Source organism: Rhizorhabdus sp. GW822-FHT03C02, from assembly GCF_058801765.1.
Window position 1 is genome coordinate 1 of sequence record NZ_JBXANN010000003.1, and the last position, 14,104, is coordinate 14,104.

The 14,104-nt window shown below is 67.4% G+C and carries 13 protein-coding genes; 2 read left to right on the forward strand and 11 right to left on the reverse strand.

All coding sequences use genetic code 11. The annotated features are described in order from the left end of the window. Window positions 1-101 precede the first annotated feature (101 nt). The 4 genes from AC1RM6_RS09895 to AC1RM6_RS09910 all read right to left on the reverse strand — a co-directional run bounded on the left by AC1RM6_RS09895 (window position 102) and on the right by AC1RM6_RS09910 (window position 6,384). Window positions 102-491, reverse strand: a complete 390-nt coding sequence (locus AC1RM6_RS09895) for a winged helix-turn-helix domain-containing protein (protein ID WP_493100627.1) — start codon at window positions 489-491, stop codon at window positions 102-104. Then, window positions 488-2,434 (reverse strand): S9 family peptidase, encoded by a 1,947-nt coding sequence (locus AC1RM6_RS09900; RefSeq protein WP_493100629.1) that lies wholly within the window; start codon window positions 2,432-2,434, stop codon window positions 488-490. The genes AC1RM6_RS09895 and AC1RM6_RS09900 overlap by 4 nt, the downstream gene beginning before the upstream one ends. 69 nt (window positions 2,435-2,503) lie before the next feature. Then, window positions 2,504-4,663 (reverse strand): DUF3857 domain-containing protein, encoded by a 2,160-nt coding sequence (locus AC1RM6_RS09905; RefSeq protein WP_493100631.1) that lies wholly within the window; start codon window positions 4,661-4,663, stop codon window positions 2,504-2,506. After that, complete coding sequence (locus AC1RM6_RS09910; RefSeq protein WP_493100633.1) at window positions 4,663-6,384, reverse strand: hypothetical protein; 1,722 nt, start codon at window positions 6,382-6,384, stop codon at window positions 4,663-4,665. The genes AC1RM6_RS09905 and AC1RM6_RS09910 overlap by 1 nt, the downstream gene beginning before the upstream one ends. Here AC1RM6_RS09910 and AC1RM6_RS09915 point away from each other — a divergent pair. After that, window positions 6,332-6,808: a GNAT family N-acetyltransferase gene (locus AC1RM6_RS09915; protein WP_493100635.1), complete on the forward strand. Its 477-nt coding sequence runs from the start codon at window positions 6,332-6,334 to the stop codon at window positions 6,806-6,808. The genes AC1RM6_RS09910 and AC1RM6_RS09915 overlap by 53 nt on opposite strands. Window positions 6,809-6,876: 68 nt before the next feature. Continuing rightward, complete coding sequence (locus tag AC1RM6_RS09920; RefSeq protein ID WP_493100637.1) at window positions 6,877-7,347, forward strand: nuclear transport factor 2 family protein; 471 nt, start codon at window positions 6,877-6,879, stop codon at window positions 7,345-7,347. Between the two features lie 10 nt (window positions 7,348-7,357). On the opposite strand, the gene AC1RM6_RS09925 is transcribed toward AC1RM6_RS09920, so the two are convergent. From AC1RM6_RS09925 to AC1RM6_RS09955, 7 genes are all read right to left on the reverse strand, one after another. Next, window positions 7,358-8,041 (reverse strand): YoaK family protein, encoded by a 684-nt coding sequence (locus AC1RM6_RS09925; protein ID WP_493100638.1) that lies wholly within the window; start codon window positions 8,039-8,041, stop codon window positions 7,358-7,360. Between the two features lie 124 nt (window positions 8,042-8,165). After that, window positions 8,166-9,530: an alginate export family protein gene (locus AC1RM6_RS09930; RefSeq protein ID WP_493100640.1), complete on the reverse strand. Its 1,365-nt coding sequence runs from the start codon at window positions 9,528-9,530 to the stop codon at window positions 8,166-8,168. Window positions 9,531-9,684: 154 nt separating this feature from the next. Continuing rightward, window positions 9,685-10,119 carry a DoxX family protein gene (locus AC1RM6_RS09935; protein WP_493100642.1) on the reverse strand — a complete coding sequence of 145 codons (435 nt, stop codon included), beginning with the start codon at window positions 10,117-10,119 and terminating at the stop codon, window positions 9,685-9,687. Next, the gene (locus AC1RM6_RS09940; protein ID WP_493100644.1) at window positions 10,116-11,024 is read right to left on the reverse strand and encodes a VOC family protein; all 909 of its coding nucleotides are present in this window, start codon (window positions 11,022-11,024) and stop codon (window positions 10,116-10,118) included. Before AC1RM6_RS09940 ends, AC1RM6_RS09935 begins: the two co-directional genes overlap by 4 nt. A 24-nt stretch (window positions 11,025-11,048) precedes the next feature. Further along, a complete protein-coding gene (locus tag AC1RM6_RS09945) occupies window positions 11,049-12,998 on the reverse strand; it encodes an amidohydrolase (protein ID WP_493100646.1) in 1,950 nt (649 codons plus the stop codon). After that, window positions 12,995-13,252 carry a XapX domain-containing protein gene (locus AC1RM6_RS09950; protein WP_493100648.1) on the reverse strand — a complete coding sequence of 86 codons (258 nt, stop codon included), beginning with the start codon at window positions 13,250-13,252 and terminating at the stop codon, window positions 12,995-12,997. The genes AC1RM6_RS09945 and AC1RM6_RS09950 overlap by 4 nt, the downstream gene beginning before the upstream one ends. Window positions 13,253-13,400: 148 nt before the next feature. Then, window positions 13,401-14,084: a hydrolase gene (locus tag AC1RM6_RS09955; RefSeq protein WP_493100649.1), complete on the reverse strand. Its 684-nt coding sequence runs from the start codon at window positions 14,082-14,084 to the stop codon at window positions 13,401-13,403. Window positions 14,085-14,104 lie beyond the last annotated feature (20 nt).

The following is a 14,104-nucleotide window of genomic DNA, read 5'->3' on the forward strand; positions in this document are numbered from 1 at the left end:
TCGACCTGACCCAGCCGGTGGCATGACCCGTTCACCATGTCCCCGAACGCCGTCTACCTTGTACCCGGTCTAAACACGGAGGCCGGGGCGACGGGGGTGTTTCAGCCCTCTTCTTTGCCCATCGGCAGCGGTGTCTCGCGCAGCAGCGCCTTCATCGCGCCGAGATCGGCCTCGGCGGCGGCATCGAACAGCGCCCGCTCGAACGTCCGATAGGCGGCGAGCACCGCGCGGCCGGTGTCGCTCAGCCGGGCGCCCTTGTCCTCGCCGCCGCCGCGGGTGGTTTCGACCAGCCGCTCGGTCCAACAGCGATTCATGCTGTCGACCAGCAGCCAGGTCTTGCGATAGCTCATGCCGAGCGCGCGACCGGCGGCCGAGATCGATCCTTCGCGGTCGATCGCCTCGAGCAAAGCCGCCTTGCCCGGCCCCATCGCCGGTTCGTCGCCGCAATAGATCTGCGCCTTGAGCTTGATCGGCCCCAACCGCGACTTCATTTTTCGCCCTTCAGATAGGTGTCGAACCAGGCGACCAGCCGGGTCAGCGAGTCGGTCTGGTTCTCACGCTTCTGGAAACCATGGCCTTCGGCCGGGTAGAAATGGGTCTCGCTGACGACGCCCTTCGCCTTGAGCAAGGCCGAGACCTCCTCGGCCTGGCCGCGCGGCACGCGAATGTCGTTCTCGCCCTGGAGCGACAGCAACGGCGCCTTGGCGGCGGGCAGATAGGTCATCGGCGACTGCGCCTTGTAGAGCGCGGCCGCCCCCTCCGGATCGCCGCCGAGCAGCCCGCGCTGATATTCGCGTAGCGAGGCGTCGCCCGCCTGCCACATACTGTTCCAATTGATGATCCCGAACAGCTGGACGCCGGCGGCGAAGGCGTCGGGCGCGCGGCCGAGCGCCATCAGCGTCATGAAGCCGCCATAGGAGCCGCCAGTGATGCCGACCTTCTTCGCATCGACATAGCCGGTGGCAACGAGGAAATCCTTCGCCGCGACGACATCCTTGAGATCGCCGCCGCCAAGATCCTTTTCGTTGGCGACCTGGAAGGCGTGGCCATAGCCGGTCGAGCCGCGAAAATTGGGCAGGATCACGACATAACCGCGCGAGGCGAGCGCCGCCGCGGTCTTGTTGAAGAAATCCTGGCTCTGCCCGGTCGGCCCGCCATGCGGCAGCACCACCCCGGGGTTCGATCCGTCGCGTTTCAGGTTGAACGGCATCACCAGGATGCCGCTGACCAGCGTGCCGTCGAAGCTCTTATAGGTGACGATCGTCGATTTGGGCAGCCGCGCGGGATCGAGGCTGCCCATCGAGAGATGGGTGAGCTGCGCGCTGGTGCCCGCGGCGCTGTCGGCGACATAAAGTTCGCCTGGCGTGTCGGCGGCGCCATGGTAGATTAGGATCCGCCGGCTGTCGGGGGCGAAGGCGCGGGTGCCGCTGGTCGCCTCGCTGTTGCCGCCCGGCGGAAAGGCGAGCGGCCGTTCGGCGGCGGTGGCGACGTCGACGAGGCTCAGCGTGTCGCGGCCGTCGGCGCTGGTGCGCACCACCATCGTCTTGCCGTCGGGCGAGATCGTGCCGGCGAACTGCTCCCAGGGGGTGGGTTTCAGCCAGCGATATTGGCGGGTGGCGATGTCGAACAGCCCGGCCTGGACCTGACCGGTCTTTTCGTTCGAGCTGATCGCGAGCGTCCGACCGTCGGCGCTGATGTCGGTGGCGAGGATCAGCGCGGGCTTTTTCGACAGGGTCAGTTCCTCGGCCTTGCCGGTCGCGGCGTCGATCCGCCAGACGCTCGCGCTGCTACTGTCGACCTTTTCGCGGTTGGCGATGATCGCGCTGCCATCCGGGGTCCAGCAGACGATCCCCCAGTTGAACGCCGGATCCTTCTCGGCGGTCAGCGGCCGGACCGCGCCGGTCGCCATGTCGAGGATCGCGACATTGGTGTTGGTGGCGCTTTTCGGGCGGAACAGGATCGCGACCTTGCCGTCGTCGGAGAAGGAGGCGCCGCTCTCGTCGACATCGGGGGTGTCGGTCAGCCGCCGGATCGCCCCGCCCGCCGCGGGCACCGCGTAGAGATCATGATATTCGTTGCCGCCCTTGTCCTGGGCATAGACCACCCATTGCCCGTCGGGCGAGACCGCGAGCCGGGTCTGCGGATCGTCGCCCTGGACGAGTTGGACCGGCCAGCTGCCGCCGGCATCGGTGCGCCACAGATTATAGCGGCCGGTGAGGTTGGTGACGACGAACACCGCCTTGCCGTCGGCGCTCCACGCCGCATCCTGATAGCCGCGCGAGAAAGCGAGATCGGCGATCGGCACCGGCATCGCCTGCGGATTGGCGGGCGAGGTCAGGCTCCTGGGATCGGTGATCGGCCGATCGGGGGTCGGCACCCCGGCCTGCGCCACGAAAGAGAAGCCGAGCAGGACGGCGGCAAGCGGGCGTTTCATCGGACCTCCGATCGACGGTTGGACACAGCGGACATTGCATGGAAGCCGTCGCGGACCAAGCGGCTCGACCTATTTCGATCCGGCGGGTCGCTGTTCGAAGGCGGAGTCGGACGGTGGTGCAGAGCAGAGCCCTGCCCCGGCGGACCAGTCGGTCGCCTCGTTCCACATCGGCGCCGCGGCGGCCGGTTCGCGCCTCGCCGGCCGCGATGCCGTCTGATAGACCCGCGACATCTTGTTGTCGAAGGTCAGAACCCGCGCATTGACCTCGGCGGCTTGCGCCGCGCTGATCTCGGGCTGGAGAGCCTGCCGGCTCATCACCGTCCGCAGCACGCCGTCGCGCAGTTCCGCCTGCCGCCAGTAGGACACCCCGCCAAGCCATTCGTTCACGGAATTCACCTTGTAATCCCATTGCCATGGCTTCGCCGCGGCAGGCAGGCGAATCGCCGTCGCCCAACAGCGGAAGCCGGGAAATTCGGTCACCCACGGCGCCCCCTGATTCTGCTCCCTGGGACGACGCAGCCGGTCGGGCGCATAGAAGCCGGCGTTCGGGACATTCATCACCCGCCCATCGCGATCGCCGCCTTCCCAGTCGAGTTCGCCTTCCCCCTCCAGCGTGAGATGCAATATCGTCCGTCGCTCATCGAACCGCCAGCCGACCTTGCCCGGTTCGATCCATGACGCCTGTTGCTGCCAATAGCCGCGAACCGTGCGGTCGGCATCCTGCACCGATAACGCCGACAGCCGGCGACCGACCAGGAAAGCGTCGTCCGCGCGCAGCAGATGTTCGGCATGCACCTTCGCCCGCTTGCCGAAACCGGCGGTGGCGTCGATATCGAGCAGCGCGATAAATTGCGGCGCCGCGAGCGGCTTGCCGACGACCGGCTCAAGCCTGGCCCCGGCGGTTCGCAGCGGAAGCGCCCAGCGGAAACCGGGCGACGGAATCATGTCGAGATAGCGATCGCCCAGCCGCGTCCCGTCCAGCCAATAATCCCGTGCCCCGAGCCGGGCGCGGACCAGCACATGGTTGAACATCCCGGGGCTCGGCAGTCGCGCGTCGAGGCCGTCGTCGCCGCCGATATTGACGAGCACCGGCTCGGCCTCGATCCCCATCGCCCCGAGCAACGCCAGCAGCAGCGCGGTCTTCGCCTTGCAGTCGCCGAACCGGCGCGTCCATGTCTCGTCCGCCGACAGCGGCGTGTAATTGCCACCGTCGAGCCCGACATAGACATAGCGAACCTGTTCCTGCACCAGGCGCAGCGCGGCCTGGACCCGTTCCAGCGGATCGGACGACCCTGCCGCCAGCCGCGCCGCCTCCGCCCGCAGCGGCGACCCCGGACCAAGCGTCGCCGCCTTGGCGAACAGCACCACCATGCGCCGCGACACGTCGTTCCAGTCGGCGAAATCGCTATATTCGACGAGGCGCCGGACGTTGAACCGCTGCGGCGCGCCATCGGTCATGATCGCGCTGCTGGGATCGTCGAGTTCGAACGTCACCGACGATTGCCCGTCCCGCGTCGCCGGCGCGGGCTGCGGCAGATCGGCGGTCGCCCGCCAGATCAATCGCGCCTTTTCAGGCCAGATCAGCCGATAGCGGAAGGCGCCAGACGAGGCCTCGACCGGGAGCTGGCCAAGCCCGAAGCTATGATCGCCGAGCGTGGGATCGCGCCGGACGACGGTCGCGGCGAATTCGATCTCGTCGCCGACCTGCAATCCCGGCGTCTGGAGGGTGGCGGTCAGAGTGCCGTCGAGCACCGATTGCTCGAGGCCCTTTTCGCGCTGAAGGATCCGGAAACGCTGCGTCGCGAGGACGTCGATCGGCTTTCCGTCCCGGATGATGCGGAGCCAATGGATCGTCGCCTGGCCACTGCCGGGGTTCCAGGCGATGCTGATATTGCCGAGCGGCAGCGCCTCCGCCTTGATGATCCTGACGCGATAGGCGTTGAACGCCTCTTCACCGGCCGGGCCGAGGCGGATCTGGGTATCGCCATATAACCACTGCGCCGGGACATCGGGCGATGGCGTCGCGCCCGGCGCGGCCGGCGGGGGCACGACCCAGGCGGCGGCCGGCGCATAGCCGAGATCGGTGCCCGCAGGCGGCGCCGCGATAGCGTTCCCCGCCAGCAGAAAGCCCGGCAGGCACAGCCATCGCCATACCCCGACGATCGTCCTGCCTCGCCCCTTTTCGGCATCCGGCGCAGGCCGCCCCCTCCCGCCCACGGCAGGCCCCATCAGAAATCCTCCGCCTGCACGTTGAATCGCAGCACCCCGCCCGCCCGCGCGATCGCCGCCTGTACATCCGGCCGCGTCTTGAGATCGGTGATCCGGGCGGCATCGGGATCGACCGGGGTAAACGATGCCCGCGGATCATACTCGCTCAACTCGAGCAGCATCCGCGAACGCCGATCGGGATCGTCGAGCTCGTGGATCAATGCCACCGCGGCACGATCGCGCTCTCCAAGGCATAGTTGCAGGTCAAGGGTCGCACCCGGTGCGTCGCTGTCATGCTCGATCATATAGGCCAGATCGGCCCGGGCCAGATCGGTCTTGCCGGCGGCGGCAAGCGCGCATCCGCGAGCCCCGCGCATCGCCATCTCGCCATAGGGGCTGAGCGGCTGCTTGGCGTCGAACACCGCCAGGGTCTCGATCGCCGCGGCGGGGTGGCCAAAGCGCAGATGGGCATAAGCCAGATTGATCGTCTGGCTCACATTGACGCCGCCATTTTCCTTGGCGGCGATGCCGCTTCCGAAGGCGGAAACAGCCTGCTCATAGCGCCCCAATATCATATAGGTGCGCGCCATCTCGTCCCACCACCAGTTCAGCTTTTTCTCCAGATCGTCATAGCCGGTTTCACCGCCGCCGACGGGCCTGGCCTTTTCGAGCACGGCCAGTGCTTCCTCGGGTCGCCCGAGCCTGCGGAGCAATCCCGCGGCATCGACCTGGAGGCTCAGCGATGCGGGGTGGCTGGCGGCGACATCGCGCGCATGGGCCAGATTGCGCTCGGCCACCGCCCGCGCATCGAATTTTCGGGGCAGCAGATCGCGCAGGCGCGGATCGACGCTGACGTCCATCAGGATGTAGAAGTTGGTGATCTGGGCCAACACCGCTGCCGCCGCGGCCTTGTCGCCGGCATTGACAAGCAGCGCGGCATAGCGACGGCGAAAGCCGTCGGCCGTGACACCTTCCTCATCGGGCTCATAATGCGCCGAAAGCAGTCCGAGCCATTCGCGGCGCAGATCCTCGCGCGGTTTGCCTTCCTTTTTCAGGGCGGCGTCTATCTCGTAGAGCCAGCTCGTCGGAATCGTGTTCAGCGTGCCATCCTCGAGCCGCGCGATCGCCTGCGTGGTCGCGACAGCTTCGACGGGCCTGCTGCGTTCCAGCCAGAGGCGCGGCCACCACAGCCGTGCGTTGCGGGGATCGAGTACGAGTCCTTTCACGGCATAGTCGTGCGCCAAAGCCTCGTCTTGCGCCTCGATCGCGCAGGAGACGCCGACATCGTAGAAGGTGGTACGGATCGGCACCGGCAGATCCGCGAAGCGCGACTTCCCCACCTCGGTCGCCACGAGCTTGCGCGCCGACGCACAGTCGTTCGCGCGAAGGGCCTCGACCGCCTGGTCGAGCGTCCTGGCCGCGGCATCGGCGGTGCGCGACGACCGCGACGGTTCGGCCGATACCATGGCCGGTGCGAGCGCCAGGCTTGCGGCAAGCATCGCAGGCACCACCGCAAACGGGCCGAAAATACGTCCAATCATCCGATATTGTCCCCTTCCCCACCCATTTCCTATCGCGAAGAACCGGGCGGTGGAATAGCGCAGCGCAGCCCAGCCCAGATCGATCCGAATTGGCGGCTTCCCGCGCCATCTTCCCAAGTCCGCCGGCATCGGCCATGGCTTTGCGACCATGGGCCCCGAAGCGACCAAGACCAGCATCCGTATCGCGACCGCCGCCGACATCGGCGCGATCGCCGCGCTGACCCGCCTGGCCTATGCCAAATGGGTGCCGCTGATCGGCCGCGAGCCGCTGCCGATGAAGGCCGACTATGCCCAGGCGTTCGCGGTTCACCGCTTCGACCTGTTGTTCGACGATACGATACTGGTCGGACTGATCGAGACGGTGCCGCAGGACCGGCTGCTGCTGATCGAGAATGTCGCGGTCCACCCGGATGCCCAGCATCGCGGCCATGGCCGCGCGCTGATGGCGCATGCCGAGCGGCTGGCCGCCGAGGCGGGGCTCGACGGTACCCGGCTCTACACCAATGCCCGCTTCACCGAGAATCTCGGGCTCTATGCCGCGCTCGGCTATGCGGTCGAGCGCGAGGAGGCGCTGAACGGCGGGGTCGCGGTCCATATGGTGAAGCGGCGATCCGCGATCATATGAAAGTGTGATTGCCGATCGTCGCGCGTCGTGGCGGTAATGGCGAATGCCGCCCGACGACGAGGATCATGATGGACACCGAACGCCCGCCGCTGCCGCCCTTCACCACCGAGACCGCGACTCTGAAGGTCCGGCTCGCCGAGGATGGCTGGAACAGCCGCGATCCGGTGAAGGTGTCGCTCGCCTATACCCCCGAATGCCATTGGCGGAACCGCGTCGAGTTCATCGCGGGGCGTGCCGAGATCCAAGCCTTCCTCGCCCGTAAATGGGCCAAGGAGCAGCAATATCGGCTGATCAAGGAGCTGTGGGATTTCCGCGAGAACCGGATCGCGGTGCGCTTCGCCTATGAATGGCACGACACCGCCGGCGACTGGTATCGCAGCTATGGCAACGAGCTGTGGGAGTTCGACGCGCATGGGCTGATGCGCCGGCGCGTCGCCAGCATCAACGACGCGCCGATCGCCGAGGCCGACCGCCAATATCACTGGCCGTTGGGGCGCCGCCCCGACGACCATCCCGGCTTGAGCGAGCTGGGCTTCTGAGCCGGGCGCTCTATGCTTCGGCCTCGCACGCCAGGGTGAAGGTCGCGACCAGCACGACGACCGCCGCCAGCGCGAGCGGAATCGCCGGGCCAACATGGAGCAGCAGCCAGCCGCCGATCGCAGCCCCGACCAGGATCGACAGCACCGATCCGATCCGCCGCCGCCAGTTGGGATTGGCGCCGCCGGCGACGGGCGAGTCGGCGGCGAGGCCGGTCAGGGTCAGGGTCAGCACGGTGGTGGTGAGATCGGGCACCTTCATCTGGCGGACGGTGGCGTTGCGCAGCCCCATCGCCAGCGCGGTCAGCGCGATGATCGCGTAGAGGCTGATCGAGGCCCTGGCGTGGATGTCATGGCCGATCGCGACCAGCGCGGCGGCGCCCAAAAGACCGGCCTCGATCAGCGCCGCGCTCAACAACCAGCGCCGCAGTCGGGTCGGCCCGACCGCCTGTCCCAATCGGCCAGCGACCGCGGCCCCGCCGAGGAAGAACAGGATCGCGACCAGATAGGACGGCCAGGCGAAGCCCTCGGCACCGGCGATCGCGAAGCCGAGGAAGACGATGTTGCCGGTCATGTTGGCGGTGAACACCTTGCCCAATCCGAGCACGCTGACCGCATCGACCAGCCCGGTGGTGGCGGAGAGCAGCAACAGCAGGATGATGATCCGCTTCGTCTCGGGGGGCTTGGGTGGGGGCATGGTGTCTAGTCCTAGTTAGCCATCTCCGTTCGTATCGAGCGTAGTCGAGATATGTTGCGCTGGTGGCACGTATCTCGACTACGCTCGATATGAACGGTGTGGGGAGGGAAGGGCGTGGTCCACATCAGAACCTGAAATTGCTCTCGAGACCCAGCATGCGGATCGTCTTCGCCGGCCCGGTCGCGCGGATGAAGCCGCCGGGCGCGAAGGCCGACAGCGATCCCGACAGTTCGAGTTCGGGGGTTGCCTGCCAGCTCAGGCTCGCCTCGGCCTGCTTGCCGATGAAGCGGGCGTTGGTGCCGTTCGCCGCGCGCAGCAGATGGCCGGGAATATCATAGATGCCGTCGCCGCGGCTCTGCCGCCAATAGGCCATCGTCGTCAGGCCGAGCCCGACATCATGGCCGAGATCGAGCACCACCCCCGACTGCGCGTTGACGATGTTGTACGGCCCGACCGGCGACAGTTCGCCGAAATATTTGCCCTTGGGGAACAGCGCGTTGAAGGTCTGGAGCCGGCGCGATCCGGCCTGCTTGTCGCCGCTGACGACGTTGAAGCGCAGGGTCAGATCGGGCTTGAGCGGGGCCGCGGCAAAAGCATGGCCGAGTTCGGTCGCGACCGACCAGGCGCGGATCGGCGCATCAGCGAAGCGGCCGAACTGGTAGATGCCCTCGACATTCCAGTGCCAGGCATCGACCTTGCCGAAGCTGCGCGCGCCGATGCTGTGGCGCAGCTCGCGCCCCTGCCCCTGATCGAAGCGCGCGGCGCGGTTGCGATAGCCGAGATAATAGAGATCGAACCCGCCGACGCCGGTGGTGCGGGTGGCATAGGCGCCCCACAATTTGCGGGTCGGCGAGCTGCGGTCGTCGAAGCTGCGGGCGCCGGCCTCGACCGGCTGGACCAGCAGCAGGTTGACCGTGGTCGACCCGAGATTGACCATCGCCCGGCCGCCATCGAAGGCGAGCGGGACATTGGGGCCGTAGCGGGTGCCGACCAGCCGCTCGCTGCCGAGCCCGATCAGTTCGCGGCCGGCGCGCAGCCGCAGCGAGGCGTCGCCGGCCGTCAGCACGACATCGGCGAACCCCTGGAGCAGGTCGACCCGGGTCTGGTCGACCGGCCCCGCCGCCGGCGACACCCCCGCCGCATAAGCGACGATCGGCTGGACGAAGGCGCGGACCGCACCGACATGGAGATCGGCATAAGGCAGCGCGCGCGCCCAGAGATAGGCGTCGTCGGGGGCATCGGCCGATCCCCAGAGATTGTCGTCATAGGCCTCGCGGCGGAGTCGGAGCTCGATGCCGGTGCTGAGCCAGGTCCCGCCATCGTCGGTCAGCGGGATATATTTATAGGGCTCGGTCCAGCGGCCGGTGCGGTTGGCGGGATCGGCAAGGTCGGCCCAATGCTCGTCATAGCGCTGGGTGCTGAGGGTGGGCGGTTGCCAGGGGGCGGTCGGGTCGGCGGCGTGAGCGGGGGCCGCGAGCGCCAGCCCCACAACCGTCGCCCCAGCGAAGGCTGGGGTCCATGGCTCTCTCCTCCAGCGATGCCGTTCGTTGCGACAGACATGGACCCCAGCCGATGCCTGTCCTCGGACGGAGCAAAGCCCCGGTCCGGGGGCTGGGGCGACGGGCTTTATTGTTGGCGAGCCCTCACCCATGCAGTGCCTTGCCCTCGCGGCGATCGCGCTCGGCGATCATCGCCGCGAGCACGAAGCCGCCGATCAGGCCGAGATGCTCGAAAAAGGCGTTGGTCGCCATGAAGCGCTCCTGCCCCGCCATCGTCCAGAAGGCGTTGGCGGTGATCGCCGCCAGCGCGGTGAACACCCCGAGCATGCCCGCGCCGAGCCAGACCAGCCGCCCCGACAGGATCAGCGCCGGGCCGATCAGTTCGATCGCGATCGTCGCCACCGCCCACAGAACCGGCGGATGAAGCCCGAAATGCGCCTGCTCGGCGACCGCCGCAGGAAAATCGGCGAGCTTGACGACCCCGCCGAGCAGATAGGCCCCGACCAGCGCGAGCCGGGCGAGAAAGCCGGTCCAGCGCCAGTCGAGGATCGCGTCGACGAAGCGCGGATCCGCGCTCATTTTGCCGCGGCCTGATGAAGCTCGGCGATATAGCCGCCCGGAAATTCGACGATCGCCTGGGCCCGCCCGGCGATGGTGGCGGCGGGCACGAGGATCTTCACGCCCGCGCCTTCCGCCTTGGCGAGGGTCGCGTCGAGATCGGCGACGCCATAGCCGGTCATGTCGCGACCATAGGGCCAGGGCAGCGCGCCATCGCTGACCAGCACCGTCATCGCGCCATAGCCCGAGGCGATCCGGACCTGGCGGATCGTCGCGTCGGGGCGGCCGATCAGGGCGCCGGGCGCGGCGCGGTCGTCGGCGGTGACGGTGCCGTGCGCGAAGGCGACCCAGCGCTTGATGAAGCCGTCGGCGGCGCCGGGGGTCAGGTAGATGCGGTTCTCGGGCACGTTGGCGAGCGGCGCATAGTTCGGCTTGGCGGTATGCCAGTAGAGCTGCATGTTGACCCCGCCCGGCCACTGGATCAGCGCATCGCGGCCGATCGGATCGGGGAAGGTCTCGACCAGCGCGGTCGCGCCCTCATGTTTCGCCGCGGCGACCGCGGCGTCGAGGTCGGTCACCAGATAGCCGGTGCGCTCGTCGCCGAACGGATAAGGCACCGGAGTCTTGAAACCGAACACCGAGATCGTCCCCGACGGAGTCAGGACGAGCTGCGACATCGTCTGGCTCGGGGTCGGCGTCACCTGGAACACGCCCTGTTTCGAGGTCGTCCCGCCGAGCGTCGCGACGAAACTCGCGACGAAACGGTCGAAGTCTTGCGGCGCGACATAGACATGGGTGGTGTCGTACTGCGCACCGACGGCGAAACCCCCGGACTCATGGCCTCCCGCGGCGGGGGCTGCGGCCGCGGGGGGCAGCGTCGCCAGCCCCAGCAGGCCGGCGGCGAACAAGGTCCTGATCTTCATCATCATGATGTCCTTCGAAAAATCCGGTCAAACCGCCCAGCAGCCGCAGCCCATCACGCCCCAGAAGGAGCGGACATCCTTGGCCGGCACCGCGGCGCCGAGCGCGGCGGCATGGTCATGGCCATGGACCGCGCACGACGCCTCGCAGCCGCAGGCGGAAGCGAGCTTCGCCTTGGTCTCGGGCGAGCGCCAATAGCCCCCGAAGGTCGCGACCGGCGACCAGTCGGGCATCGGTTTCGGCAGTGCGGGCGCGAGCGGCGCATAGTCGCCGGCGCCATAGACCACCTTGCCGCCGAGCAGGGTCAGCACCGATCCGAGCTGGGCGATCTCGCTCTCGGGGATCGCGAAATAATCGTCCGAGAGCAGCGCCAGGTCGGCGAGCTGGCCGGCCTTGACCTGCCCCTTCTTGCCGACCTCGTTCGAGAACCAGGTGTTGGCTTCGGTCCACAGCCTGAGCGCGGTCTCGCGATCGATGCGGTTGGCGACCGGGTAGAGGTTCAGCCCGCCGACGGTATTGCCGGTGACGAGCCAGGACAGCGACACCCAGGGGTTGTAGCTGGCGACCCGGGTCGCATCGGTGCCGGCACCGACCTTGACCCCCGAGGCCATCATTCGCTTGATCGGCGGAGTCGCCTCGGCGGCCTTGCTGCCATAGCGCTCGACGAAATATTCGCCCTGATAGGCCATGCGGTGCTGGACGGCGATGCCGCCGCCAAGGGCGGCGATCCGGTCGATATTGCGCTGGTCGATCGTCTCGGCATGGTCGAAGAACCAGTGCAGGGCCCCAGAAGAATCGGCGAAGGGTATGTCCTTGTTGACCTTCTCATAGACGTCGAGCGCGCGGCCGATCGTCTCGTTATAGGTCGCGTGGAGCCGCCACGGCCAGCGCCGCTCGGCGAGCAGCCGGATGACCGGTTCGAGATCGGTCTCCATGTTCGCCGGCATCTCGGGCCGGGGCACGCGGAAATCCTCGAAATCGGCGGCCGAATAGACCAGCATCTCGCCCGCGCCATTGTGGCGATAGGTGTCGTCGCCGTCGCCGGGTTTCACCTGGGTCGACCAGGTCGCGAAGTCCTTGAGCTCTTCCTTGGGCTTCTGGGTGAACAGATTATAGGCGATGCGGACGGTCATCTCGCCGTCGGCGTGGAGCTTCTCGATGATCGCATAATCGTCGGGGTAATTCTGATAGCCGCCGCCGGCGTCGATCACGCTGGTGACCCCGAGCCCGTTCAGCTCGCGCATGAAATGGCGGGTCGAGTTGAGCTGATAGTCGGGGGGAAGCTTGGGCCCCTTGGCGAGGGTCGCGTAGAGGATCGTCGCATTGGGCTGGGCGAGCAGCAGCCCGGTCGGGTTGCCGGCGGCGTCGCGGACGATCTCGCCGCCCGGCGGATTGGGGGTGTCCTTGGTATAGCCGACCACCCGAAGTGCGGCGGCGTTGAGGATCGCACGATCATAGAGGTGGAGGATGAACACCGGGGTGTCCGGGGCGACCGCATTGATCTCGTCGATCGTCGGCAGGCGCTTCTCGGCGAACTGATGCTCGGTGAAGCCGCCGACGACGCGCACCCATTGCGGCGCGGGGGTGGCATCGACCTGCTTCTTCAGCATCGCCATCGCGTCGGCGAGGCTCGGCACGCCTTCCCAGCGCAGCTCCATATTATAGTTGAGCCCGCCGCGGATGACATGGATGTGGCTGTCGATCAGCCCGGGGATCGCGCGGCGACCCTTGGCGTCGATGACGGTGGCGTGCGGCGCCGCCGCGCGGACCTCGCCCTCCGAACCGACCGCGAGGAATTTGCCGTCGCGGATCGCGATCGCCTGCGCCACTGGATTGGCGCGGTCGAGCGTCGTCACCTTCGCGTTGATGATGATCAGGTCGTTCATGCTGTTGGTCCTGCTGGTTCGGGCGAGCAGCGGCACGGCGACCGTGGACGCGAGCGCGGCCCCGATCGCCTGGCGCCGGTCGATGCCGGTCATGATGTCGCGCTGTCGTCGCCGGGCAGCTTGCCGAGCACATGGTCGGCGCAAGTCGTCCGGACATAGTGCGCGACCGGCTGGCCGACGACGAGCCGCTTGGCGATCGGCACGATCTGTTCGCCGACAAGGATGCCGAGCAGCCCGACCAGCGCCACCACCGGCGGCGCCGGCGACCGCACCCCGAGCAGCGCATAGATCATCCCGACCAGCAGGCCGACCGCGAGCGCGATGAGATAGGATTTGTAGTCGGCCATGATGGGCTCCGGTCAGATGATGGCGGCCTTCACGTCATCCCGGCGGAGGCCGGGATCTCGGGCGGCAAGGGCGCGCTTCAACCTCCTGAGATCCCGGCCTCCGCCGGGATGACGGGTGGAGGCCGGAATGACGGTGGAGGGAGTGGGATCAGCCGGCGGCCACCGGTGCCAGCGTCTCGCCATGCGCGACCCGCTCGGGCGCGCCGTGGACCATGGTGTAGGCATAGTCGATGCCCATGCCATAGGCGCCGCTATGCTCCTTCACGATCGCGGTGACGCCGTCATAGGTGCCCTTGTGCGCCCAGTCGCGCTGCCATTCGAGCATCACCTGCTGCCAGGTCACCGGCACCACCCCGGCCTGGATCATCCGCAGCATCGAATAGTCGTGCGCACCCTTGCTGGTGCCGCCCGAGGCGTCCTCGACCATGTAGATCTCGTAATCGCCCTCGAGCATCGCCGCGAGCGCGAAGCTGTTGTTGCAGACTTCGGTCCACAGCCCCGAGACGATCACCTTCTTGCGGCCGTTCTTCGCCAGCGCGTCGCGCACCTTCTGGTCGTCCCAGCTGTTCATCGAAGTGCGCTCGAGGATCGGATGCTCGGGGAATACCGCCAGCAGTTCGGGATAGGTGTGCCCCGAGAAGCTCAGCGTCTCGACGGTGGTGATCGTCGTCGGCACGCCGAACAGCTTGGCCGCCTTGGCAAGCGCGACGACATTGTTCTTGAGCACCTGGCGGTCGATCGACTGGACGCCGAACGCCATCTGCGGCTGCTGATCGATGAAGATCATCTGGCTGTTGGCGGGGCTGAGCTGTTCGAGCTTGGGATTGGTCATATGCGGCTATTCCTTTGAAA

What these genes read in the sequence shown, in the direction of transcription:
- AC1RM6_RS09895 (WP_493100627.1), bottom strand. Translation starts at nt 491, where the DNA reads ATGAAGTCGCGGTTGGGGCCGATCAAGCTCAAGGCGCAGATCTATTGC.
- AC1RM6_RS09900 (WP_493100629.1), bottom strand. Translation starts at nt 2,434, where the DNA reads ATGAAACGCCCGCTTGCCGCCGTCCTGCTCGGCTTCTCTTTCGTGGCG.
- AC1RM6_RS09905 (WP_493100631.1), bottom strand. Translation starts at nt 4,663, where the DNA reads ATGGGGCCTGCCGTGGGCGGGAGGGGGCGGCCTGCGCCGGATGCCGAA.
- AC1RM6_RS09915 (WP_493100635.1), top strand. Translation starts at nt 6,332, where the DNA reads ATGGGCCCCGAAGCGACCAAGACCAGCATCCGTATCGCGACCGCCGCC.
- AC1RM6_RS09910 (WP_493100633.1), bottom strand. Translation starts at nt 6,384, where the DNA reads ATGTCGGCGGCGGTCGCGATACGGATGCTGGTCTTGGTCGCTTCGGGG.
- AC1RM6_RS09920 (WP_493100637.1), top strand. Translation starts at nt 6,877, where the DNA reads ATGGACACCGAACGCCCGCCGCTGCCGCCCTTCACCACCGAGACCGCG.
- AC1RM6_RS09925 (WP_493100638.1), bottom strand. Translation starts at nt 8,041, where the DNA reads ATGCCCCCACCCAAGCCCCCCGAGACGAAGCGGATCATCATCCTGCTG.
- AC1RM6_RS09935 (WP_493100642.1), bottom strand. Translation starts at nt 10,119, where the DNA reads ATGAGCGCGGATCCGCGCTTCGTCGACGCGATCCTCGACTGGCGCTGG.
- AC1RM6_RS09940 (WP_493100644.1), bottom strand. Translation starts at nt 11,024, where the DNA reads ATGATGAAGATCAGGACCTTGTTCGCCGCCGGCCTGCTGGGGCTGGCG.
- AC1RM6_RS09945 (WP_493100646.1), bottom strand. Translation starts at nt 12,998, where the DNA reads ATGACCGGCATCGACCGGCGCCAGGCGATCGGGGCCGCGCTCGCGTCC.
- AC1RM6_RS09950 (WP_493100648.1), bottom strand. Translation starts at nt 13,252, where the DNA reads ATGGCCGACTACAAATCCTATCTCATCGCGCTCGCGGTCGGCCTGCTG.
- AC1RM6_RS09955 (WP_493100649.1), bottom strand. Translation starts at nt 14,084, where the DNA reads ATGACCAATCCCAAGCTCGAACAGCTCAGCCCCGCCAACAGCCAGATG.